The organism is Enterobacter pseudoroggenkampii, assembly GCF_026420145.1.
GTDB classification, from domain to species: Bacteria; Pseudomonadota; Gammaproteobacteria; order Enterobacterales; family Enterobacteriaceae; genus Enterobacter; species Enterobacter pseudoroggenkampii.
This window is the reverse complement of record NZ_JAPMLV010000001.1, coordinates 2,161,395-2,184,946: the sequence shown is the minus strand read 5'-3', so window position 1 is coordinate 2,184,946 and position 23,552 is coordinate 2,161,395. Positions and strand designations below refer to the sequence as shown.

The following is a 23,552-nucleotide window of genomic DNA, read 5'->3' as shown; positions in this document are numbered from 1 at the left end:
ACTGGCAGGGTTGCGAGTCTGCTCACATAATAAACACTCCTCGTTTGCTGATAATAGTAATCCGGTTTTATAGTGTATAAATATACAGTAATAAGCGGAGGCAGCATGGACTACAGCATTAAGCAGCAACAGAAACGTAAGATTGCCGGTTTTCATTTGGTCGGACCGTGGGAACAAACGGTAAAACAGGGCTTTGAACAGCTGGTGATGTGGGTCGACGGGCGTCACATTGAGCCGCTGGAGTGGGTGGCGGTCTACTACGATAACCCGGATGAAGTCCCGCCAGAAAAACTGCGCTGTGATACGGCCGTTACGGTACCGGATGATTTCGTTATCCCGGAAAACAGCGAAGGCGTTATGATGACGGAAATCGCGGCCGGGGATTATGCCGTGGCGACGGCGCGCGTGGAAAACTACGACTTCGCCACGCCGTGGTATCAGTTCTTCAATTCCCTGCTGCAGGACAATAAGTACCAGATGGCGCTCAAACCCTGCTTCGAGCGCTATCTCAATGACGGCAATGCGGACGGCTACTGGGATATCGAAATGTATATCGCGGTAGAGCATAAAACGGTTTAAGCCTGCTAAGTGAAGGGTTTTTCAGCCGGGAGCGATCCGCCCGGCTGAAAACACAGTACAATTGTGATTTGCCGTGTAGCTGGAGAGCGGGTGTGCGTCCCGACAAATCATTAACCCCTTTTGAAATTCGGTTGTACAAACACTACCGCGTGGTGCATGGATGCCGCATCGCGCTGGCTTTCGTGCTGACGTTTGTACTGGTGCGTTTATTGGATGTTCCGGAAGGGACGTGGCCGCTGATCACGCTGGTGGTGGTGATGGGGCCCATCTCGTTTTGGGGGAACGTTGTTCCGCGCGCCCTGGAGCGCATTGGCGGGACCGTGTTAGGTTCGGCTCTGGGGCTTATCGCCCTCAAGCTGGAGCTTATCTCGTTTCCGGTGATGCTGGCATGGTGCGGTGCCGCCATGTTCCTGTGCGGCTGGCTGGCGTTGGGTAAAAAGCCGTATCAGGCGCTGCTGATCGGTATTACGCTCGCGGTGGTGGTCGGTGCGCCCGCCGGGGATATGACCACGGCGCTGTGGCGAAGCGGGGATGTCATCCTGGGTTCACTGCTGGCGATGCTCTTCACCGGTATCTGGCCGCAGCGTGCTTTTCTGCACTGGCGTATTCAGATGGCCAGCTACGTCACCGCGTTTAACCGCGTCTATCAGGCCGGTTTTTCCCCTAATCTGGTTGAGCGCCCGCGCCTGGAAAAGCACCTGCAGACTATCCTTAACGATGTGGTCAAAATGCGCGGCCTGATCACGCCTGCCAGCAAAGAAACCCATATTCAGAAATCGATTTTTGAAGCCATCCAGACGGTAAGCCGCAATCTGGTCTGCATGCTTGAGCTGCAAATCAACGCCCACTGGGCCACGCGCCCAAGTCATCTGTTGATGCTTAACGCGCAGACCCTCAAAGAGACCCAGCAGATGACGCAGCAAACACTGTTGACCATCGCTCATGCGCTCTATGAAGGGAACCCGCAGCCGATTCTGGCCAACAGCGAGCGACTGAACGAGATCGTCGCGGAGCTGAAGCAGTTAATCAATGAACGCCAGAGCGATAACGTGGCGGAAACGCCTATTCATGGCTACGTCTGGCTGAGCATGGAACTGGCGCGGCAGCTTGAGCTGTTATCGCACCTGATTTGCCGGGCGCTGCGCAAATAAAAGGCGTATGTGACGGCTGCTGCTTCGATTCAGCAGCAATTGGGGTTATGATAGCTTTAAACGATATACTCATTGTCATTCGCAGCCGCTGTCAGTAAGGTTATTGTTACAACGGTTGCCTTAACGAATCCGAATCTCACATTATCAGGGGTGTAAAAATGGAAACTACCAAGCCTTCGTTCCAGGATGTTCTGGAATTCGTCCGCCTGTTCCGCCGCAAAAACAAACTGCAGCGTGAAATCCAGGACGTTGAGAAGAAGATCCGTGACAACCAGAAACGTGTTCTGCTGCTCGACAACCTTAGCGACTACATCAAGCCAGGCATGAGCGTTGAAGCTATTCAGGGCATCATCGCCAGCATGAAGAGCGACTATGAAGACCGTGTTGATGACTACATCATCAAAAATGCTGAGCTGTCCAAAGAGCGTCGTGACATCTCTAAAAAGCTGAAAGTGATGGGCGAAATCAAAAACGGCGAAGCAAAAAGCGAGTAATCGCAGCGAATAGTGAAAAAGGCTCTCTGGTGACAGAGAGCCTTTTTTTATGGTTCAGAACGCGGCTGTAGCTGGTAAATCCAGGCTTGAACCTGCTCGCCTTCAGAGGTGGTCACCGTGACCTCAACCCGATCGTAGCCGTCTTCAAACTCATCCAGCATTGGCCAGTGTGCGGCAAGGCTATCAGAGATAAACAGATAGCCTTCGACGCGGGGACCATCGGGGTGGAGCACGATCCCCGGGAAGTCCGCCGCAGCGCCCCAGCCGCGTTCGTAAAACGTACCGGATACGGAACCGGCCAGCCATTGGCCGCCAATCTTTTCAAGAATATGCGCATTTGAGTGGCCCGGGCGCAGCGTGCCGTAGACAAACAGAGCGTTCATTTTCCCTCATCCGCAAAGCAAAAAGCCTGCTTTAAAAGCAGGCTTTTTAAATTTGGCTCCTCTGACTGGACTCGAACCAGTGACATACGGATTAACAGTCCGCCGTTCTACCGACTGAACTACAGAGGAATCGTTGTGGAGGCTTATCTTAGCGGCGAAAAAAGTTTTGTCAAACCTGATCTTAGGGAAAATCGACTGATTGCTGATTCTGTCGTCAGTTTGTTGTAAATCCACACATCTTTTTCCGGAAAATACTTTGCAGGATGAGCATTTCTCCCCCATCATTTGAAATGGAGTTTCAACTTTTCTCGCTAAGGTCCATTTTGAACGTTACTGCCTCCTTACGCCAGGCGATCGTGCGCACGCCATGGTATGCAAAACGTAAAAGCTATCGGGTTCTCTTCTGGCGTGAAATCACCCCTCTTGCCGTGCCTATCTTCCTGGAAAATACCTGCGTTTTGCTGATGGGAGTCCTGAGTACCTTCCTGGTGAGCTGGCTGGGGAAAGAGGCGATGGCCGGGGTGGGGCTGGCGGACAGCTTTAACATGGTGGTGATTTCGTTCTTTGCCGCCATTGACCTTGGGACGACGGTGGTGGTGGCCTTTAGCCTCGGCAAGCTGGACCCCAAACGTGCACGCGAGGCGGCCCGCCAGTCGCTGATGATCATGACCATTTTTTCAATTGTTCTGGCGGCGGTGATCCACTATTTCGGCAAAGAGATTATCGACTTTGTCGCCGGGGAGGCCACGAATGAGGTTAAAGACCTGGCGCTGACCTACCTGGAAATGACCGTCATCAGCTATCCGGCGGCGGCCATTGCGCTGATTGGTAGCGGTGCGCTGCGCGGGGCGGGCAACACCAAAATTCCGCTGCTGATCAACGGCGGAATGAATATCCTGAATATCATTATCAGCAGCGTGCTGATTTACGGTGTGTTCTCGTGGGACGGGCTGGGTTTCGTCGGCGCCGGACTGGGGCTGACCATTTCACGCTATATCGGTGCGGCTGCCATCATCGGGGTGCTGATGGCGGGGATCACTCCCTCGCTACGTCTGACGCTGAAAAGTTATTTTCGCCCCTTTAATTTCGCCATTATCTGGGAAGTGATGGGGATCGGCATTCCTGCAAGCATTGAGTCGGTGTTGTTTAACGGCGGGAAATTGCTGACGCAGATGTTTGTCGCCGGCATGGGCACCGACGTGATTGCCGGTAACTTCATCGCCTTCTCCATTGCCTCACTGATTAACCTGCCGGGTAACGCGCTGGGCTCTGCATCAACCATCATCACCGGGAAACGGCTCGGGAAAGGGCAGATAGGCCAGGCGGAGCGACAGCTGCGGCACGTCTTCTGGCTGTCGACCATTGGACTGACCGTGATTGCCTGGGGAACCGCCCCGTTTGCCGGGCTGATGGCCTCGTTCTATACCCACGAAGACGACGTTAAAGAGGTCGTTAAGATCCTCATCTGGCTCAATGCGGCCTTTATGCCCATCTGGGCGGCCTCATGGGTATTGCCCGCCGGGCTAAAGGGCGCGCGCGACGCCCGCTTTGCGATGTGGGTGTCGATGCTAGGCATGTGGGGATGTCGCGTCGTGGCGGGGTATACGCTCGGGGTGATGCTCGGATGGGGAGTGGTCGGCGTCTGGCTGGGGATGTTCCTCGACTGGGCCGTGCGGGGCGCGCTGTTCTACTGGCGGATGGTCAGCGGGCGCTGGCTGTGGAAATATCCGCGAAAAAATGCCTGACAATTGCGCGAAGTGGAGAATAATTCGGCAAACGATCGGAAATATGCATTCTGCCTTTGACATCCCGGGGAGGCATCGATAATATGCGCCCCGTTCACACGATTCCTCTGTAGTTCAGTCGGTAGAACGGCGGACTGTTAATCCGTATGTCACTGGTTCGAGTCCAGTCAGAGGAGCCAAATTTGAAAAGCCTGCTTTTAAAGCAGGCTTTTTGCTTTTCTGCGCAAGGTAAATGCAAAACGGCAACCTTGTTGCCGTTTTTAGTGTGTGCACCCTCTCCCGTGGGAGAGGGTTGGGGTGAGGGCACCAGACCGCACGAAATTACAAACTAATCGGCGCCGTCGCCTCAATCAGCCACGGACGCGCATCGCTGTTTACCAGCGGTGACAGCGCCTCGCGTACCTGCTGGTGATACGCATCCAGCCACTGCTTTTCCTGCTCGCTCAGCAAATGCAGCTCAACCTGACTTAAGTCGATCGGGATCAGCGTCAGCGAGGCAAATCTACAGAACCCCGGACGGCTCTCCACGATCTCCACCTGGTTTTCAATACGAATACCGTGGCTGTCGCCCAGATAGTAGCCCGGTTCAATCGTCATGATATTGCCCGCCACCAGCGGCCACGGGTTGACCTTTTTGGCGATGCGATGTGGGTTCTCATGGATAAGAAGCTGATGACCGACGCCATGTCCCGTGCCGTGATCGTAATCCAGCCCCATCTCCCACAGCGGGCGACGCGCAAACGCATCCAGCTGATGCCCCTGAGTCCCGGAAGGGAACTGCAGGGTAATCAGCGACAGGAAGCCTCTCAGCACGGCGGTGTAGTGCAGTCGCTGCTGCGGATCGACCTTACCCCATGCCAGCGTGCGCGTGGCGTCGGTGGTGCCATTCACATACTGGCCGCCAGAATCGTTCAGGTAAAAATGGTTATGGCCGATGGGCTTATTGCTGGCCTCGCTCGAATGGTAATGACACATCGCCGCATTGCTCGAAGAGGCGGAGATGGTTGCAAAACTCTGCTCGATGAACCCAGGCTGCTGTTGACGGAACGCAAGCTGCTGCGCCTGAACCTCCAGCTCTGTTAGCGGATTCCCTGCCGCCTCGCGCAGCGGCACTTCACGGCTCAGCCAGGCCAGGAAGTTGACCCAGGCGGCACCGTCCTGGTGATGACACTCGCGATAACCTGCGAGCTCAACCGGGTTTTTGGTGGCCTTTATCAGGGTGATGGGGTCAGTCCGCCAGACAATTTCTCCCCGTGGCTCAATGGCGAAGCGCAGAGCCACCGGCGCGGAATCGGCATCAATCATCACCCGTTTGCCCGCAGCAATCTGCTGACAGCGTTCGATAAAAGCGTCCTGCGGCGCAATGGTAAACGCATTGCGCACCTCTTCAGGCAGGGCGCTGAGCTTATTGTCGTTAACAAACCACTCAACGTGACCGTCACGGCCCAGAAGAGCAAAGGAGAGCGGTACCGGGCTGTAAGGGATATCCGCGCCACGCACGTTCAGCAGCCAGGCAATGTTATCCGGCAGCGTAACGGCGAGATAATCAGCATTGTTTGCGGCCAGCACGGCGGCGACGCGCAGACGTTTGTCCGCGCTGCGTTCGCCGCTGTGTTCAACCGGCATTTCCCGGATAAGCCCCGCCGGTGCGGCAGGGCGGTCAGTCCATAGGGCGTCAAACGGCGAGGCCTTCAGAGGAACCAGCTCGCACGGCGTGGCAGACAGTTGCTCAAACTCCGAGTTGGTCATCAGCAGCGGATCAAAACCGATGCGCGTCCCGGCCTCCACGTTTTCCGCCAGCCATTCTGCCAGCGGCTCGTTGTGCAGGTGGTGGATCTCAACCTCATCCGTATTGACCTGAACGCGAGCCTGAACCTGATAGCGCCCGTCGACGAACAGCAGCGCTTTGTTTTTCAGCACCAGCGCCATGCCGGCCGAACCGTCAAAGCCCGTCAGCCAGGCCAGCTTTTCGTCGTATGGCGCGCAGTATTCGCTCTGCCAGGCATCCGCACGCGGGACGATCATCCCGTCGAGATGGCTGGCCTCGAGCCAGTGGCGCAGGGCAGAGAGCGGAGATGTGCTGGACATTGTTTTTCCTTATCGTTATTAGCGGAACGGCGGCTCGTTGAAGGTGCGCAGCTTGCGGGAATGGAGCCTGTCACCTTCCGCCCGCAGCAGGTCAATGGCGCGAATACCAATCTGCAGATGCTCTGAGATAGCCCCCTCATAGAAGCGGTTGGCCTGCCCCGGCAGCTTAATTTCGCCGTGCAGCGGCTTATCGGAGACGCACAGCAGGGTGCCGTAGGGAACGCGGAAGCGATACCCCTGTGCGGCGATGGTGGCGCTCTCCATATCAATGGCCACCGCGCGGCTCAGGTTGAACCGCAGCGCGGAGGCGGAGTAACGCAGCTCCCAGTTCCGGTCATCCGTCGTGACGACCGTACCGGTGCGCAGGCGCTGCTTAACTTCTTCACCCGGCATGCCGCTGACCTCTTTGGTCGCGTCATACAGCGCACGCTGCACTTCGGCGATGCTCGGGATTGGGATATCCGGCGGCAGCACCGCATCCAGCACGTGGTCATCACGCAGATAGGCGTGGGCCAGCACGTAGTCGCCAATCAGCTGGCTTTCACGCAGGCCGCCGCAGTGGCCGATCATCAGCCACACGTCCGGACGCAGCACCGCCAGATGGTCGCAGATGGTCTTGGCATTTGACGGGCCTACGCCAATGTTAATCAGCGTGATGCCCTGACCGTCGGCGGTGATCAGGTGCCAGGCGGGCATCTGGTGCTTTTTCCACGCAAGGTCGGAAATGGCTTGCTCTGGCGCTTCGGTCTCCGCAGTGATCCAGATCCCGCCCGCGCAGGACAGCGCGATATACGGGCTTTCCGGGTCGAGGATCTGGCTGCAGCCCCAGCGGACAAACTCGTCAACGTAGCGGGTGTAGTTGGTAAAGAGGACGAACGGCTGGAAATGTTCGACGGGCGTGCCGGTGTAGTGGCGCAGTCGCGCCAGGGAGAAATCGACCCGGCGGGCATCAAAGTGCGACAGGGGAGAAAATTCTGCCGGGTGATAGATCCCATCGGCCGTCTCATCGCCAATCTGTGAAAGCTCCGTCGTCGGGAAGTGGCGGGTCAGCCCCGCGCTCATTGAGCGATCCAGCGTTAGCGCCGAGCCGTCTATCACGTACGGATAAGGGATTTCATGCTGCGAGGGTTCAACGTGAATGTGCGCGCCGTAATCCTGATACAGCAGCGTAAGTTGTTCTTCGAGGTACGGGCGGAACAGTGCCGGGCGGGTAACGGTGGTACTGTAGCAGCCGGAGTGGGTAAAACGGGCGTAGGCGCGGGTTTTCGGTGTCGTGCTGGCGCTGCCGTCCCAGGTCACAGAGAGCGATGGATAAACAAAAAGGCCCTCGGTTCTGGCCTTTTCGTCGGGAAGTTTCCCTGTTTCAATATATTCGCTGATGGCGCTGCGCAGCGCGTTGACGGACTGTTCGTACAGCGCGTCGAGTTTTTCCAGCGCCTGAGCCGGGGTCAGGCTGGAGCCCTTATTATTCATCTCTGTCTCCTTGTTCCACAGGTGTGCGACTCTACCCGATAGTATGTCACACGCCTGTGAAACAAAAGTGAGATCAGCGGTGGCTCGTCTCTTTCATCAGTAGCGCCGTTGCCGCCGACAGCAGGCAGCCGGCCAGCAGATAAATCGCCACGCTGTGCCAGTTGCCGCCCGAGAAGGTCACCAGCGCGGCGGCAATAAACGGCGTAAACCCGCCGCCGACCACGCTTGCGACCTGGTAACCCACGCCCGCGCCGCTGTAGCGGTAGCTGGCGCCGAACAGTTCGGTAAACATCGGCTGCTGTACGCAGACCACCATATCGTGAGCGATGTTCGCGAGCATGATAGCAAAGAAGACAATCCAGAAGATCGACTGCGCCTCCAGCGCCATAAAGAATGGCCAGGCGCTGAGGCACCCAATCAGCGCGCCGGTGATGTAGACGCGACGGCGGCCAAACCGGTCCGCCAGCCAGGCGAAGCAGGGTATCGTCAGGCAGCTGATCCCGCCGACCAGCAGGCCGATATTCAGGAACAGCTCGCGCGGCAGGCCGAGATTCTGCGTCGAGTAGTTCAGGGCAAAGGCGGTGACGATATACATCGTCAGCAGCTCGCACAGGCGCAGGGCGATAATTTTCAGAAAAGCGCCTGGGTGCCGAATCAGGGCTTCCATCACCGGCAGCCGCTTTTTGACGGCCGGTTTTTCCTGCTGCTTTTCGAACTCTGCCGACTCCTCCATTCCGTTACGGATCCACAGTGCGGCGATAACCAGCACGATGCTGAAGATGAACGGAATGCGCCAGCCCCAGCTCAGGAACTGCTCGTCGGTGGTGAGCTGGCTGATTAACGATACCAGCCCTGTGGAAAGCAGCAGCCCTACGCCGTACCCGACCTGCACGCCGCTGCTGTAAAACGCTTTCTTATTTTTTGGCGCGCTCTCAACGGATAACAGCGCCGCGCCGCCCCATTCGCCACCCACGGCGAAGCCCTGAATGGCGCGTAATGTCACCAGCAACACTGGGGCCCACCAGCCAATGGCGGAAAAAGAAGGGAGTATGCCAATCAGCGCGGTGGCGATCCCCATCATCCAGACGGTGAGCATCAGCATGCGCTTGCGGCCAAGACGGTCGCCGAAGTGGCCGAAGATCACCCCGCCCAGCGGGCGAAACAGAAAGCCGACGCCGAAGGTGGCAAACGCGGCGAGCGTGCCCATCGCGGGGCTGACCTGGGGAAAAAACTCGCGGTTGAACACCAGCGCGGCGGTAATGCCGTAAAGCAGAAAATCATACCAGTCGACGACGGCACCCGCGAAGCTGCCGAGTGCGGCGCGGCGGGCACGATTGAGCGAAGGGGTCTCCTCGTTGGGACGATCGGAGATGAGGGTGGAGTCCATAGTTGTCCTGTCTGCACTTATTTTTAATTATTGGTATAAGAAAAGGTCACTCACATTGCGCCCGTCATATAAACGGAATCTATGAGACTACCGCGACAGGGGGCCTGTGCAAACTGATTTTATTTCCTGATGGGTAATGCAAAACGGCTACGCTATGCTTAATAAAGAGCGAAGCGACTGAGGAAGGGAAGATGTGTCGTAAAGAGGCGTTGGGCTGTCTTGCTGCATTACTTATCAGTCAGAGCGTGCAGGCGGTGAGCTATCCTTTACCGCCGGCGGGCAGCCGTCTGGTAGGGAGTTCGCAGGTCATTATCGTGCCGGATCATAATACATTACCGCTTGAGGCCTTTGCCGCGAAATACGGGCAGGGGCTAAGCAATATGCTGGAAGCGAACCCGGGGGTGGATCCTTTTTTACCCAAATCCGGTACCCGGCTGGTGATCCCCCAGCAGCTCATTTTGCCCGACACCGTTCGCGAGGGGATTGTCGTTAACGTGGCGGAAATGCGCCTCTACTATTATCCATCCGGCAGCAATACCGTTGAAGTGCTGCCCATTGGCATCGGCCAGGCCGGGCGCGAAACCCCGCGTAACTGGGTGACGGCCGTTGAGCGTAAGCAGGTGGGGCCAACCTGGTCTCCGACGCCGAATACGCGCCGTGCCTATGCGGCAGAAGGGAAAACGCTCCCGGCATTCGTGCCCGCCGGGCCGGATAACCCGATGGGGCTGTATGCCATTTATATCGGCAGGCTCTATGCCATTCACGGCACAAACTCGAATTTTGGCATCGGGCTGCGGGTGAGCCAGGGCTGTATTCGCCTGCGTAATAACGACATCAAATACCTTTTCGATCATGTTCCCGTCGGAACCCGCGTGCAGCTTATCGATCGGCCCGTTAAAGTCACCACGGAGCCGGACGGCAGCCGCTGGGTGGAAGTTCACGAGCCATTATCACGTAACCGCGCGGAGTTTGAATCGACCCGGAAAGTGCCTCTGCCAATGTCAGCCGCGCAGCGGACGCAGTTGATAAACGAGGGGGCGGGAGCCGAACTGGAACGGCGGTCAGGGATGCCGGTTAAGGTAGGCATGTAAGGGGATTGTGCGGGCTGGTGCCCTCTCCCACGGGAGAGGGTGCACACACTAAAAACGGCAACAAGGTTGCCGTTTTGCATTTACCTTGTGCAGAAAAGCAAAAAGCCTGCTTTAAAAGCAGGCTTTTTTAATTTGGCTCCTCTGACTGGACTCGAACCAGTGACATACGGATTAACAGTCCGCCGTTCTACCGACTGAACTACAGAGGAATCGTGTGAACGGGGCGCATATTATCGACCTGCGTTCACCTTGTCAAAGGGTGGATCGCCGCCTTTCGATCGTTTGCTGACAAAATCGGCAAAGTGATGTTTTTGGCAGCGGAATGCACCGCTTTGGTGCGGGTATACCTCTAATGGGGCAGATCATAAACTGCTGTTTCGGTAATAAAACCCCCCTCCATGATTAGGTTTCCTTATTTTCAGGCGCTTAGCGCCCAATTCAGACCGTCTGGTAAAAGTGGCATTCATATTGCAAAACCTGTTCAACAACGACAGCCGGTTCCGGCACAGCATTTCGAACAGGGGGCAAAATGAACTTAAGACGACTGAAATACTTCGTAAAAATCGTCGATATCGGCAGCCTGACTCAAGCGGCAGAAGTGCTGCATATCGCGCAGCCTGCGCTGAGCCAGCAGGTGGCTACTCTGGAAGGCGAGATGGATCAGCAATTGTTGATCCGCACCAAACGCGGCGTCACGCCAACGGAAGCCGGTAAGATCCTCTATACCCATGCGCGCACCATTCTTCGCCAGTGTGAACAGGCGCAGCTGGCGGTGAATAACGTGGGTCAGACCCTGAGCGGGCACGTTTCTATCGGCCTGGCGCCGGGAACGGCCGCGTCCTCAATTACCATGCCGTTGCTGCAGGCCGTTCGCGCTGAGCTGCCTGAAGTGCTGGTATACCTGCATGAAAACAGCGGTTCCGTACTGAATGACAAACTGCTCAGCGGCCAGCTGGATATGGCGGTCCTTTACGATCGCTCCCCGGTCGCCGGCATCACCAGCCAGCCGCTGCTGAAAGAAGATCTCTACCTCGTGGGCACCCGCGACTGCCCGGGCCAGAGCGTCGACCTTGCCGCCGTGGCAGAGATGAACCTCTATCTGCCGCGCGACTACAGCGCCGTGCGCGTGCGCGTGGACGAAGCGTTCTCCCTGCGCCGCCTGACGGCCAAAATCATCGGCGAAATCGACTCGATCTCCACGCTGACCGCAGCTATTGCCAGCGGCATGGGGGTGACCGTTCTGCCGGAATCCGCAGCCCGCTCGCTGTGCAGTGCGGCAAACGGCTGGATGGCGCGGATCACCACGCCTTCGATGAGCCTGCCGCTATCGCTGAACATGTCCGCACGCGGTTCGCTGTCGCCACAGGCGCAGGCGGTAAAAGAGATTTTGATGTCGCTGGTCAGCAAGCCATCGCTTGAGAACCGTGAACTCCAGCTCGTGAGCTGATATTCCATAAAAGCATAAGATGCTGGTTTTTATTATTTGTTCTGCAGCTCGGCTGACTCTAACAATAGAGCTATGTCAGATGCGCCGGAGTGAATCGTGAATTTCCAGCAACTTAAAATTATCCGTGAGGCGGCCAGGCGGGACTACAACCTGACCGAGGTCGCCAATATGCTTTATACCTCTCAGTCCGGCGTCAGCCGCCATATCCGCGAGCTGGAAGAGGAACTGGGTATAGAGATCTTTATCCGTCGCGGCAAGCGGCTGCTCGGCATGACGGAGCCGGGTAAGGCTTTGCTCACCATTGCAGAGCGGATCCTCAACGAGGCCAGCAACGTGCGTCGTCTGGCGGATCTCTTCACCAATGACGCCTCAGGCGTACTCACCATCGCCACCACCCACACCCAGGCGCGCTACAGCCTGCCGCCGGTGATCAAAGCGTTCCGCGAACTTTTCCCTGACGTCCGTCTGGAGCTCATCCAGGGCACACCGCAGGAAATCGAAGTGCTGCTGCAAAACGGTGGGGCGGATATTGGCATCGCCAGCGAACGCCTGAGCAACGACCCGCTGCTGGTGGCGTTCCCCTGGTTCCGCTGGTACCACAGCTTATTACTTCCGGTCGATCATCCGCTGAATCAGGTCTCTCCCCTGACGCTGGAAGACGTTGCCAAATGGCCGTTGATCACATACCGCCAGGGCATAACCGGACGTTCGCGCATAGACGAGGCCTTCAACCGCAAAGGGCTAACGCCGGACGTGGTGCTGAGCGCGCAGGATTCTGATGTGATTAAAACCTACGTCGAGCTGGGTCTGGGCATTGGCCTGGTGGCGGAACAGTCCAGCGGAGAACGCGAGGACGGGAACCTGGTGCGTCTTGATACGCGTCATTTATTTGACGCCAATACCGTATGGCTTGGCCTGAAGCGCGGGCAGCTGCAGCGCAACTATGTGTGGCGCTTTATCGAGCTGTGCAATGCCGGGCTGTCGGTGGATGAGATTAAACGCCAGGTGATGGAGCCGGAAGAAGTGGCGATTGATTATCAGATTTAAGTGTTGGCTTGCCCGGTGGCGAGTGCTTACCGGGCTCATCACTTAGCTGAAAGGGTATTTTCTGAAGACCGCCTGTGATTCGAATGATTCGGCAAACGCCTGAATCTCTCTAAAATCCGCTGCGTTAACGACGTGCGGGATCATCGACTGAATAAACGTCCAGACAACCGTGCTCGTGACGGCAACCTGATCGGGAGTTGCAGTCGCCGGACGTGTCTCCAGTAAGGCATTCCATACCCTGCAGGCCGCCAGCAGCTGAATTGTAATGCGTTCGACCCATAAAGCGTGCTGCTTTTCCGCCGGACGCTGGTTGTGTTCATACACATTTTGCACCGCTTTTTCAGCGGCGGCGAGGATAAAGCCCAGCGTCTGAAGATCCTTTGTCAGCGCATCCGGCGCGACGGGCAGGAGTTTCCGCTCGGGGGCAGCCTGAGCCTCAAAATAATTCAGTATCAGCGAGGAGTCCATCAGCCGTATTCCGTTATCCAGAACCAGCGTCGGGGCTTTTACCGCGGGGTTGATCCGGGAGAACGCGTCGAAGGTGCTAAAGACTGACAGCGGCTGGCTTTCAAACTCAACGCCATAAAGCTCAAGGGAGATCGCCACGCGCCGTACATAAGGTGAATCCATCATGCCAACAAGCTTAATCATCGTTCCCGTTTTCCTGTCTCTGTGAAATAACGCGTCATTGAAGAGGATGACCAGACATTACAATACAATTTGCATAGCGAATATCTTCAGTATCTTACCGTAAGGGTTAGTATTACTGACATATGGTCAGGTTGCCGCTGTATATCCAGCGCAGATAAGGAAGTGCTTTCATGTCGGATTTTCCACCCATTGCCAGTTTGCGAAGCTTTGAAGCCGTCGCCCGTCTCGGCAGCGTGACGCTGGCGGCGAAAGAACTCCACGTTACCCATTCCGCTATCAGCCAGCAGATCAAAACGCTGGAGGAGATGGTGGGCGTTAAGCTCTTTATCCGTCAGGGGCGAGGAGTGCAGATCAACGAAGAAGGGCGGCTCTATGCCTTACAGGTACGCGAGGCGTTGAACCATATTGCGGATGCCACCCGACTCGTACAGGTGAAGCCGAGAAAGCAGGAGCTGACGCTGGCGATGGTGCCGTCATTTGGATGCCACTGGTTATTACCGCGTCTGGCTCGTTTTCGGGCGAAATATCCGCTTATCACCCTGCGGATCCAGGCCAGCCTGACGGTCACCAGCCTGCAGCAGGAAGGGATAGACATCGCGATACGGATGGGGCAGGGGAACTGGGAAGGGAGTGAAAGCCATTACCTTTTTTCCGATGAGCTTATTGTGGTGGCCGCACCGGGCTTTAACGGGGGCGTGCTGCCCGCTACGCCAGCGGAGATTGCAAAGAGTCATATTATTTTCTCTATGGAGTCGTGGAAAACGTGGTGCATGAATGCGGGTCTTGAGAAAGAGATCGTGCCTGACGGTTTATGCGTTAACGACTCCAATATCATTATCGAAGCCGTTCGACTCGGGAAAGGTATCGCGCTGGAGCGTCGCTCTCTGGTTCAGGATGCCATCACCCGAGGTGAACTGGTCCAGCTAACCTCCATCACCGCACCATATCCCTGGCCTTACTGGTTGGTAACGGCGCAGTCTACGGAGGTGAAGCCGGAGGTGACACTCTTTAAGGCATGGCTGGAGGAGGAAGTGGCGGCCTGGCGGCGAGCGGTGAGTGCTGTGGAAAGTAACCAACCCTAATGAGCGAATCAGGGGCTGGGAGGGAGTGACTTATTATTGGAAATAGGGACATGCTGCTGCATCAATTCAACGATCCAATCAATAAAAACGCGCTGTCTGGCGTTGACATGGCGGTTCGGCGGAAACGCCAGGTACAGGGGCATTGGCTTAATCCGCCATTGTTCAAATAGCGGAATCAAGGAGCCACAAGCCTGATGTGCTGCCGCCATATAGGCGGGTAGCGCAATCACGCCTAGCCCGGCTAATCCAGCTTCGAGGTAAGCATTGCCATCATCCACGGCAAGCACATAGCTGCCAGTGATTTCAATATGTTCACTCTCACTGCGCAGTACCAGAGGATCAACCTTACCGGTGCGTGAGGACAAGAATCCCACTATGCGATGGTTGGTGTTTTCCAGCTCTTGCGGGTGCGCAGGGGCGCCGAGGCGTTCCACATAACTCGGGGCGACGTAAACACCGATTTGCAAATCGCCGACATGGCGTGCGATCAGGGACTGGTCGTTGATTTCGCCACCGCGCAGGACGCAATCCACATTGTCGCCGATCAGATCCACCACCCGGTCGCTCACGCCCATGTCGAACTGGATATCAGGGTAGCGTGCATGAAAAGCCGGTAGCGCGGGCACCAGCAACAGGCGAGCGAGCGGAGTGGGCACATCTATCCGCAGGCGTCCCCTGGGGGTCATCGTCGCACTGGAGAGGCTGTTTTCAGCATCCTCCATGTCCGCCAGCAGACGGATTACGCGCTCGTAGTAGACCGCGCCATCAGGAGTCACACCGAGCCTGCGGGTAGTGCGATGGAGCAGCCTGACGCGCAGGCGCGCTTCCAGCTGCTGAATAAGCTGCGTCACCGTGGTTTTGCTCATATGAAGCGTTTGGGCAGCCTTTGTGAAACTGCCTGCTTCCACCACGCGAGCAAAGGCGCGCATCGCATCGAAACGATCCATCCCTTGTCCTCTCTTTTCACCGATTGTTTGGATATTACAAACAATGATGGACAAAGTCGCTTGTTTATCCGTCCGATGTGGCGCCTGTAAAGTGTCTTTATATTCACCGGGCAGATTTCGCCTTATTGCAAAGGTACAAACATGACAACACGCGAAGCCGTTTTTCCCTTCGGACGCCAGGCGCTCTATGAGCGCAATCGGTATTCACCCGCCATCAAATCTAACGGCTTCCTGTTTGTTTCGGGGCAGGTGGGTAGCCGGGAGGATGGTTCGCCTGAAGAGGATCTCAATGCGCAGGTCCGGCTGGCATTCGATAACCTTAATGCTGTGCTCACGGCTGCGGGCTGCACGTTCAGTGACGTGGTTGACGTGACCCTCTTTGTCGTCGATCCCGAGTCAAACCTCGACGCTATCTGGAGTATCCTGCCAGAATATTGGGGGGAAGCGCCTTACCCGACGTTGACGGGGATCGGCGTGACGTGGCTGTACGGATTCCAGTTTGAGATTAAGGTGATTGCCCGGCTGCCCACGAGTCATGATAAGACAGAGGTAAATTGATGAAAGCAGCGGTTTATGACGTGGAAGGCGCTCCCGGCGTCCTGCGATATATCGATGTCCCGGATCCGGTCGCAGGGCCTGACGATGTCCTGATTTCTGTCGAGGCTATCTCGATTGAAGGGGGAGATTTGATCAACCGCCGCTCAACTCCGCCGCCTGGCCCTTCATGGGTCGTCGGCTACGCGGCCGCGGGCACAGTGGTTGCCGTCGGATCGAAAGTCCGTAGCCGTAAGGTTGGAGACAGAGTGGCTGCTTTTAGCATGCAGGGATCGCATGCGGAAAGTTGGGCCGTGCTCGCGGAACGTACCTGGCTTATACCGGACAGGGTGGATGCAGCAGAAGCGGCGGTGGTACCGATCTCTTTTGGAACCGCACATCATTGCCTGTTCATACGAGGCATGCTCCGGCACGGAGAAACCGTCCTGATTCAGGCAGCAGCGGGGGGCGTGGGGCTCGCGGCCGTTCAGCTTGCCTCACAGGCAGGCGCGACGGTCATCGCCGTGGCAAGCGGAACGCAGCGAATAAACCGGCTGCTGGAACTTGGTGCCGATCATGTCGTGGATCGTGCACAGCATGACGTCGTGGACAGTGTACGAGAGTACACCCATGGCGCCGGGGTTGACCTCGTCATCGATCCGGTAGGGACGACGTTGCCAGCTTCGCTTTCTGCACTCGCTCCGGAAGGACGTCTCGTCTTCGTCGGTAATGCGGGCGGTGGCAGCCTGACCGTCGACCTGTGGCCGCCAATGCAGTCTAACCAGACCCTCATGGGGGTATTTATGGGGCCACTTTTTGAAAGGCCTGGCGTTCGGACAAGCGTGGACGACATGTTGCAGGCTGTGGCTGCAGGGCACATCAGGGTTGTCATTGACCGTGTCTTCCCCCTGGCTAACGCCGCCGCGGCCCATGAATACGCTGAGACAGCGAAACCGCTTGGTCGTATCGTTATGAAGCCATGAACGGGGGACCTCATCATGACTTCGTAATTCTTTTGATGTGGAGGAGAAAAATAAAAAAGCCTGCTTCAAAAGCAGGCTTTTCAAATTTGTCTCATCAGACTGGGAGCATTCAATGAGTCTGTTATTCCAGCCGCAACCTCTCCCTAAGCTCCCTCACCAGCGATGCATCATCCAGCTCTGCACTGATCTCATGACGAATCGCATTAGTGAACTGTTTACTGCGCTCGCAGCTATGGTGATAACCATGAGATAGCCAGTTCCAACTCCCGAGAACAATGTAGCGGCCATCGATCATCATTACCTTTTCATGTGTCCCTTCCGTCAACCGGATAATATTCTCTTTTCCTAGTTGTTCGCGGTACTCGGCAACCAGAGTCTCATCATTATCTTCCGCACGATCCACGCACTGGTGATAGTAGCCGTAATAAACTTTAACCCTGACACCACGCCGCTGCGTGGCTACCAACTGCGCCAGCTCCGGCCTCTGATAATTCTTACCTCCTCGACGGATCCACGGAGCGATGATAACCAGCTCCTGTTCACACTGGCTGGCCAGAGCGCTAAATGCGGCAATATGTTCGCAGTCGCGATAATAACGCTGTAGACGGGGAGTCTGGCTTAGACTGGCAAAATTCGGATGCTGGCTACCCTGTTCAAGCAGGAAGCTTTCGGCAACGCTATCTGCAAGGACTTTCAGGTATCCACCTGCTTGCCGCAATCGATGATGGTTACCTACGACGATAAATTGCTGCTTTGCGCGTGAAACCGCGACATTCAGCATGTTTGGTGCGTCGTTTTGAAAATTCGGATTATCAAGAGGATGAAAAATAACCGGACTATAAATGATGACCTCAAAGCCTACGCCCTGAAACTGATGCACTGTACCAATGCAGTTTTTCTGCCAGTGATTCATTCGTTGCGCAAGACGTTTAATCAACAATGACTTCTGATTGCTATAGGGAGTGACGATGCCAACATCGGCAGTCAGATCGTAACCAGCTTCTTCCAGCTTATCCAGCAATAGCTCGATAGCATCAACTTCATCCAGATTAGTGTTAACCGTATCGCCTTTCTGGCCTTCTACGCTGTAGAACATCAAATGATGCCCGCCTGATTTCTCAAACGCGCTGGCAATACGGCTGGAAGGGGGGGCAGTTTCCACGCTGACGCCATGGTAGTTCGCCAGTCGGATGAAAAGGTCGGCAATAGCTTGCTGGCACCGGCGATGCTCATCGAGAATGATGCCATTACCCGTATCGTCTACCTTGCCGGAAAGCGTACCAGCAGCACGGTGCCAGCCCGTGACGCTTGCAGGTGAAACACGCTCATACAACGTATTGTTGCTGGCGAAATGACGCTCACGCAACTGTGTTTGCATGTTTTCTGACAGGTTTCTAATGGGTTCAATTTGCAGAGGATCGCCAACAATCATCGCTTTCTCACTGCGACTCAAAAGGGGCACGAGGGATTCAAGCGAAATCATGCCCGCTTCGTCGCACAGTGCCAGGTGCCATGGTTTATGCCCCTTGAGTTCATCGAGCTTACGATAACCAGCAACCTTCCACGCGGAAACCAGCGTGGTCGCCATTACTGGATATACAAGAGACAGTGCGCGATAGAAATCATCTAGCTTATCCAGCCAGCGATAGTAGCCCGCACTGCGACGCTTACTCATCAGGGCCCGCCAGTGGGTCAGCACCTCTTCAAGCTCAATTTTCCGTTTCAGTTGTTCCTGCCAGAGATAACCGATAGCGGCTTCGAACATTTCCCGGTGTTGCCTGATAAAGCGTTTACGCAAAATGTCGCACCAGTTACCTTCCGGATAACGCTGTTGATACTGTGCCGTTAGCTGTTGCGCCCGGATGACCTGACGCCATTGTGCCTGCAATTCTTCTACTTCAGTATTAAGAGTCAGCAGGTCAACTTCCTGTTGAGCTTCGGGTTCCGCATGCAGGAGCAGCGCCAGTAGCGCCAGGCTATCTAACTGCTGTGAAAGCATTTCCCCAGCATCAGCCAGAGCAGCCAGCTGACGATGGGGAAGGGAAGAAAGACTGAATTTGAGAAAGTCCTCCGGTGCAGCCAGGCTCATCTGTTGCAACCTTGCTGGATATTTCCTCTCGAAAAAACGAGCCAGATAACGCTTTATCCCTTTACGCGGGTAGTCGCGGTAATGCAGCTCCAGGGCTGGGCGTAGCGGTGAATCCATCCAGCTAAGTATCTGCTCCAGACTATGCTGCTGCGGCCATGTCGCCTGCAACGTCTGGTAAATTCTGCTGGCCTGTAGACGCTGCGTTTTTATCTCCCTAATTTCCTGCAGGCGCTGTTCTAACTGACAGGCTAAGGTATCCAGGTCGTCGGGGCGATGAAGCGAAACATCAATTCCGAGTACCTGTGCATGAGCGGCGAGCGAGGGAATTTTTTCCATGAAACGAGCTGGTAGCTCTTTTGCTAGTTGGGTGTCCAGACCACAATCCACAACAGATTGTATCGCTACTGCCTTTTCATTCAGATACGCCCGGTAACAAGCGTTCATCTCGTCACGATGCTTGAGTAAAACCGCTAAAAAATCGTGCTGCTGCTGTTGGTCATAGCTTTCCTGTCGCCAACGACCAATCAGTTTCTCAAGCCGGGTAAGCTCATGCTGAACCTGTTCGTTCGAGCCGCTATGAAACCATAACCAGTCTAGATCCTCAGTTGCAGGGTCACTGCGCAGATCGTCAATGATATTCTCCACCGCTTTTATTGCCGTGGACGTGACCAGCATGCCGAAATTCTGGTCCTTTCCATCAGCAATCGCCAGTGCTCTGGCAACCAGTTGTTGTGCGATGAGTGACTTGAATAGCGTGGTTTTACCCGTACCAGGCGCGCCTTGTACAGCAACCAGGCGCTCATCCTGATTAATCGCCTGTATTGCCGCCATCTGCCCATGGCCCAGAGGATATTGTGTTTCAAACAAACCGCCAGTCACCACTTCGTGAATATGTGGGGCCTTCTCGTCACTATGGATATGGCTGAGATACTGCTCCAGTAACGGGAAATCACCAACTGCGTTATTACACAGCCAGGTGAAATCTTCCGCATCACGCTTGAGGTTGTAATCCTCATTATGCAGCGGAGCCACCAGGGCATTAAACGCAGTTTCCAGCCCCTGATATTTACTGTTTGATTGCTGAGTGACCCATTTCTGAAGAGCCTTAAACGCCTCAAGGAACGTGTCATATTTACATCCCGTGAGCGCGCTAACGATACTCATCATATGACGGTTTTCACCGAGCTCATCCAGCTGAATACCAAACATTTCGCGAAAAGCGAAGGGGAATGCGCTAACAAGTTGTCCATCTTTGACGGGAACTAGCAGGGTGTTTTCGTTCTGTTCAAAAAATGATTTGGGGAGGGGGAAAGAGAACAGCGGAAGGTATTTTACATTGGCCTTACCTCGCTCGTTTTCGATACAGCGCAGTACCGGAAAAAGCAGGTTAACAGGCTCAATATGGGTAATTCTACCCTTTTCGTCATATTCGACGAAACGCTGGCGCCAGTGGTTGCGCATTTCAGGCGTAACACGGAGTATTACGCCGCTCTGGTTTTCTTCACAGTTATTTATACCGAGCATGAGTTGTTGGTGCTCATGCACCTTGCTGGCCGGTATTTTACTCTTTTCTGCGCCACTGAATTTCACATAATCATGCCACGCTGAAAGGATATCTTTAGACGAGTTTTGCATCATGCTAAAAGAGCCTTAACCTGAGTATCTCCCTGAAATTAATGGTTAGAGAATAACACAGAGGCAGATATTTTAACCCTACCAAAGGGGGCATCTTTGTATGGAAATACAATATGAGTAACAGCGGCTAATATGTTTTCCAGTTTTACTGAGAGGAATTAGCGTTCAAACAACTGGAACGCATTCTTATGGTGCTGCAAATGAAGGGCCTGCCTGACGAGAAGCTATCTTGAGCTAGCATGGGAATAATGAAAAGCAAAAAGCCTGCTTCAAAAGCAGGCTTTTCAAATTTGGCTCCTCTGACTGGACTCGAACCAGTGACATACGGATTAACAGTCCGCCGTTCTACCGACTGAACTACAGAGGAATCGTGTGAACGAGGCGCATAGTAGCGACCTCGGTACGCCTTGTCAAAGGGTGAAAACGCACTTTTCGTTCGTTTGCCGACAATTTCAGCAAATCGCTGATTTTATAGCAAATTCGCGTTGAAATTACACAACAAAATGCGCCGCCCGCAGGCGGCGCGCAGGATCAGAACAGTACGGAGTAGTTCAGACCAAACGTCCGTCCGCGCCCTTTATAGGTATACAGACCCGGTGCACCGTAGGTTGGGCTATACAGCCCCGGCGCGCGCTGGCCCCAGGCGGTGGTGTAGTCTTTGTCCAGCAGGTTTTCCACGCTGAAGCTGACTTTACCCACCGGCAGGGCGTAGCTGCCCAGGAAGTCGACCGTGTTATAGCCATCGATCTTCTTGCCGTCGGAGTCTGACACGTCAAAGGTCTGCGTGCTCTGCACGCGCAGGGTCCAGTCGCCCGGCGCCCAGTTGACCCACGCGCTGGCTTTCGACGGGCTGGCGCTGTCGACCGTCAGCTTCTCCCATTTCCCGTTTTCGCGGGTTTCCGACTTAATGGCGTTAAAGTTCGCCCCGGTGCTCCAGTCGCTGTCGGTGAAGAAATAGTCCACCTGACCTTCCACCCCGTAGATACGACGCTTGTCGTCTTCCAGATTGATGGTCATGTCCGTCTTGTTGATGGTGATGGTTTTATCCGAGAGCGAGTAATACGCCGCAACCTGCGTGCGCAGGTTATCCCCGGTGTAGCGCCAGCCCAGCTCATAAGCGTTGACCTTGATACCGTCCAGCTTCGAGTCGTTCACGTTGACGCTGTTCAGCAGGCGATAGTGACCGTTGCTGAGCTGATAGGTGCCAGAGCCGTAGTACTTCGCCAGGTCCGGAATTTCGAAGCCCTGGGAGAAGTTAAACCATACCTGCTGCTGTTCGGTCAGGCGACCAAGGATCCCGGCGTTAAACAGGAAGTTGTTGTAATCGGTTTTCCCACCCGGCACCGCGTCGGCGGAGGTGGCTTTCCCGGTGGCGATGGCCTGCTGCTGGGTGTAGCCGACAAAATCGTCTACCTTGTTCTCGGTGTACTGGTAGCGCACGCCGCCGCTCAGGGTGATGGCGTCAATATCGTAGCTGGCCTGCAGGAACGGGGCGAGGTTGGTGATGCTGTAGCCCGGGTAGCGGCCCACGTTGTAGGCGTTATCCAGCTCCATGCCGCCGCTCGCCGCGGCTTTGCTCAGGTTAAAGAACTGCTGGTTGGCGTCGAAGGTTTCGTGGTCGGCATCCATACCCCAGGTCAGCGTTAAATCGTCCACCGGCTTGCTGTTCAGCGTCAGCTTGCCGCCGTAGAAATCGGTTTTCTGCTGCGACGCGCCGATGCTGCTCACCACGCCTTTGGTCAGGGTCGGGAACGGATAGTAGGTCAGGCTCTCGTCGCGATAGTAAATCTGCGCGACCAGATCCTGGCCCCAGAAGTCGGTATTGGAGTATTGCAGGTTGATCAGATGGCGCTCGGTACCCGGCACGCGGTCAGAATCGAGGTTACCTTTGTTGTAGGCGGTCGCATCCCCCGTTACCGCCGAGAAGTTTTTCCCGAGATACAGCCCATGCTTGCCGTCGGACTCGCTCTTGTAGTACTGCGTCGTCAGCTGCAGCTGCTGATGATCGTCAATGTTGATGGTGCCTGTGCCCATCACATCGATACGGTCGGAATACTGGAGGCCGGTCTGGGTGTTATCAATGATCACCTCGTCGCCGTTGCCGTCATACCAGCCGCCGTAGCGCTGATACGACACCGACAGACGACCGGAAGCGTTATCGTTGCCACCGCTGACCGCTGCCGACACGTTCTCATCATGGTCGTTGTGGCTGTTGAACCCGCTTTTAGCACCCGTCTGGAACTCGACTTCGGTCTCAGGCTGGCCCTTTTTGGTGACGATGTTCACCAGGCCGCCGGTGCTGCCGCCGCCGTAGAGTGAGGTGGCACCGGAGATGACTTCGATACGGTCAATGTTGAACGGATCGATAGAGTCGAGCTGGCGGCTGTCGCTGCGGGACGAGTTCAGGCGCACGCCGTCCACCATCACCATCATGGAGCGGCCGCGCAGGTTCATGCCGTAGTTGGTACGTCCCTGGCTGCTGACGTCCATGCCCGGGATCAGCTGCGCCAGCACTTCTTTAATCTCTTTCCCGCCCTGAACCTGCTGCTCAATTTCAGCCCGCTCAATGACCCAGGTAGTCTGCGCCATCTCCGCCACGCTGCGGTGCGCGCGGCTGGCGGAGACCACGATATTTTCTTCCTTTTGTTCTTCCGCCCACGCAGAGGTAGAAAGCATTGCAAGCAAACAAGGATTTAAAACCCAAAGATGAGAACGTTTCATTGTTATATTGACCCTGATTGTGTGT

General features: G+C 55.6%; 18 protein-coding genes and 4 tRNA genes. 11 read left to right on the top strand and 11 right to left on the bottom strand.

What is annotated here, in order from left to right; all coding sequences use genetic code 11:
* Positions 1 to 105: 105 nt before the first annotated feature.
* The 3 genes from sbmC to OTG14_RS10725 all read left to right on the top strand — a co-directional run bounded on the left by sbmC (position 106) and on the right by OTG14_RS10725 (position 2,224).
* Positions 106 to 579 carry a DNA gyrase inhibitor SbmC gene (gene sbmC, locus OTG14_RS10735; RefSeq protein WP_024908068.1) on the top strand — a complete coding sequence of 158 codons (474 nt, stop codon included), beginning with the start codon at positions 106 to 108 and terminating at the stop codon, positions 577 to 579.
* Between the two features lie 92 nt (positions 580 to 671).
* Complete coding sequence (locus OTG14_RS10730; protein ID WP_024908067.1) at positions 672 to 1,730, top strand: FUSC family protein; 1,059 nt, start codon at positions 672 to 674, stop codon at positions 1,728 to 1,730.
* Positions 1,731 to 1,888: 158 nt separating this feature from the next.
* Complete coding sequence (locus OTG14_RS10725) at positions 1,889 to 2,224, top strand: DUF496 family protein (protein ID WP_008499467.1); 336 nt, start codon at positions 1,889 to 1,891, stop codon at positions 2,222 to 2,224.
* 47 nt (positions 2,225 to 2,271) lie between these two features.
* Here the strand turns inward: OTG14_RS10725 and OTG14_RS10720 are convergent, their stop codons facing one another.
* The gene (locus OTG14_RS10720) at positions 2,272 to 2,607 is read right to left on the bottom strand and encodes a gamma-glutamylcyclotransferase family protein (protein WP_267215047.1); all 336 of its coding nucleotides are present in this window, start codon (positions 2,605 to 2,607) and stop codon (positions 2,272 to 2,274) included.
* Between the two features lie 53 nt (positions 2,608 to 2,660).
* A tRNA-Asn gene (locus OTG14_RS10715) sits at positions 2,661 to 2,736 on the bottom strand.
* A gap of 161 nt (positions 2,737 to 2,897) precedes the next feature.
* Between OTG14_RS10715 and emmdR the strand changes: the two genes are divergently transcribed.
* On the top strand, positions 2,898 to 4,352 hold the full coding sequence (gene emmdR / locus OTG14_RS10710) for a multidrug efflux MATE transporter EmmdR (RefSeq protein ID WP_139210916.1): 1,455 nt from the start codon (positions 2,898 to 2,900) through the stop codon (positions 4,350 to 4,352).
* A 103-nt stretch (positions 4,353 to 4,455) separates the two neighbouring features.
* Positions 4,456 to 4,531 (top strand) — tRNA-Asn (locus OTG14_RS10705).
* Between the two features lie 142 nt (positions 4,532 to 4,673).
* On the opposite strand, the gene OTG14_RS10700 is transcribed toward OTG14_RS10705, so the two are convergent.
* The 3 genes from OTG14_RS10700 to shiA all read right to left on the bottom strand — a co-directional run bounded on the left by OTG14_RS10700 (position 4,674) and on the right by shiA (position 9,300).
* Positions 4,674 to 6,440: an aminopeptidase P family protein gene (locus OTG14_RS10700; protein WP_267215046.1), complete on the bottom strand. Its 1,767-nt coding sequence runs from the start codon at positions 6,438 to 6,440 to the stop codon at positions 4,674 to 4,676.
* Between the two features lie 18 nt (positions 6,441 to 6,458).
* Positions 6,459 to 7,913 carry an AMP nucleosidase gene (locus tag OTG14_RS10695; protein WP_045908120.1) on the bottom strand — a complete coding sequence of 485 codons (1,455 nt, stop codon included), beginning with the start codon at positions 7,911 to 7,913 and terminating at the stop codon, positions 6,459 to 6,461.
* 73 nt (positions 7,914 to 7,986) lie between these two features.
* The gene (gene shiA, locus OTG14_RS10690; protein WP_267215045.1) at positions 7,987 to 9,300 is read right to left on the bottom strand and encodes a shikimate transporter; all 1,314 of its coding nucleotides are present in this window, start codon (positions 9,298 to 9,300) and stop codon (positions 7,987 to 7,989) included.
* Positions 9,301 to 9,491: 191 nt separating this feature from the next.
* On the opposite strand from shiA, the gene ldtA reads away from it, so the two are divergent.
* Positions 9,492 to 10,391 (top strand): L,D-transpeptidase, encoded by a 900-nt coding sequence (gene ldtA, locus OTG14_RS10685; protein ID WP_267215044.1) that lies wholly within the window; start codon positions 9,492 to 9,494, stop codon positions 10,389 to 10,391.
* A 133-nt stretch (positions 10,392 to 10,524) separates the two neighbouring features.
* On the opposite strand, the gene OTG14_RS10680 is transcribed toward ldtA, so the two are convergent.
* A tRNA-Asn gene (locus OTG14_RS10680) sits at positions 10,525 to 10,600 on the bottom strand.
* A 320-nt stretch (positions 10,601 to 10,920) separates the two neighbouring features.
* Here OTG14_RS10680 and nac point away from each other — a divergent pair.
* Together nac and cbl are read left to right on the top strand one after the other, a co-directional pair.
* Positions 10,921 to 11,838, top strand: a complete 918-nt coding sequence (nac, locus tag OTG14_RS10675) for a nitrogen assimilation transcriptional regulator NAC (RefSeq protein ID WP_024908060.1) — start codon at positions 10,921 to 10,923, stop codon at positions 11,836 to 11,838.
* 96 nt (positions 11,839 to 11,934) lie between these two features.
* Positions 11,935 to 12,885: an HTH-type transcriptional regulator Cbl gene (gene cbl, locus OTG14_RS10670; protein ID WP_023336219.1), complete on the top strand. Its 951-nt coding sequence runs from the start codon at positions 11,935 to 11,937 to the stop codon at positions 12,883 to 12,885.
* A gap of 42 nt (positions 12,886 to 12,927) precedes the next feature.
* On the opposite strand, the gene OTG14_RS10665 is transcribed toward cbl, so the two are convergent.
* Positions 12,928 to 13,536, bottom strand: a complete 609-nt coding sequence (locus tag OTG14_RS10665; RefSeq protein WP_267215043.1) for a glutathione S-transferase family protein — start codon at positions 13,534 to 13,536, stop codon at positions 12,928 to 12,930.
* 170 nt (positions 13,537 to 13,706) lie between these two features.
* Between OTG14_RS10665 and gcvA the strand changes: the two genes are divergently transcribed.
* Positions 13,707 to 14,618: a transcriptional regulator GcvA gene (gcvA, locus tag OTG14_RS10660; RefSeq protein ID WP_267215042.1), complete on the top strand. Its 912-nt coding sequence runs from the start codon at positions 13,707 to 13,709 to the stop codon at positions 14,616 to 14,618.
* 8 nt (positions 14,619 to 14,626) lie between these two features.
* Here the strand turns inward: gcvA and OTG14_RS10655 are convergent, their stop codons facing one another.
* The gene (locus tag OTG14_RS10655) at positions 14,627 to 15,565 is read right to left on the bottom strand and encodes a LysR family transcriptional regulator (RefSeq protein WP_061714824.1); all 939 of its coding nucleotides are present in this window, start codon (positions 15,563 to 15,565) and stop codon (positions 14,627 to 14,629) included.
* 141 nt (positions 15,566 to 15,706) lie between these two features.
* On the opposite strand from OTG14_RS10655, the gene OTG14_RS10650 reads away from it, so the two are divergent.
* Positions 15,707 to 16,123, top strand: coding sequence for a RidA family protein (locus OTG14_RS10650; protein WP_267215041.1), 417 nt, complete (start codon positions 15,707 to 15,709; stop codon positions 16,121 to 16,123).
* A complete protein-coding gene (locus tag OTG14_RS10645) occupies positions 16,123 to 17,082 on the top strand; it encodes a quinone oxidoreductase family protein (RefSeq protein WP_267215040.1) in 960 nt (319 codons plus the stop codon). The genes OTG14_RS10650 and OTG14_RS10645 overlap by 1 nt, the downstream gene beginning before the upstream one ends.
* A 121-nt stretch (positions 17,083 to 17,203) precedes the next feature.
* Here OTG14_RS10645 and OTG14_RS10640 read toward each other — a convergent pair whose 3' ends face one another.
* The 3 genes from OTG14_RS10640 to OTG14_RS10630 form a co-directional block, all read right to left on the bottom strand.
* Positions 17,204 to 20,809, bottom strand: a complete 3,606-nt coding sequence (locus OTG14_RS10640; protein WP_267215039.1) for an AAA domain-containing protein — start codon at positions 20,807 to 20,809, stop codon at positions 17,204 to 17,206.
* A gap of 288 nt (positions 20,810 to 21,097) precedes the next feature.
* Positions 21,098 to 21,173, bottom strand: a tRNA-Asn gene (locus OTG14_RS10635).
* Positions 21,174 to 21,337: 164 nt separating this feature from the next.
* Complete coding sequence (locus OTG14_RS10630) at positions 21,338 to 23,527, bottom strand: TonB-dependent siderophore receptor (protein WP_061714827.1); 2,190 nt, start codon at positions 23,525 to 23,527, stop codon at positions 21,338 to 21,340.
* Positions 23,528 to 23,552 lie beyond the last annotated feature (25 nt).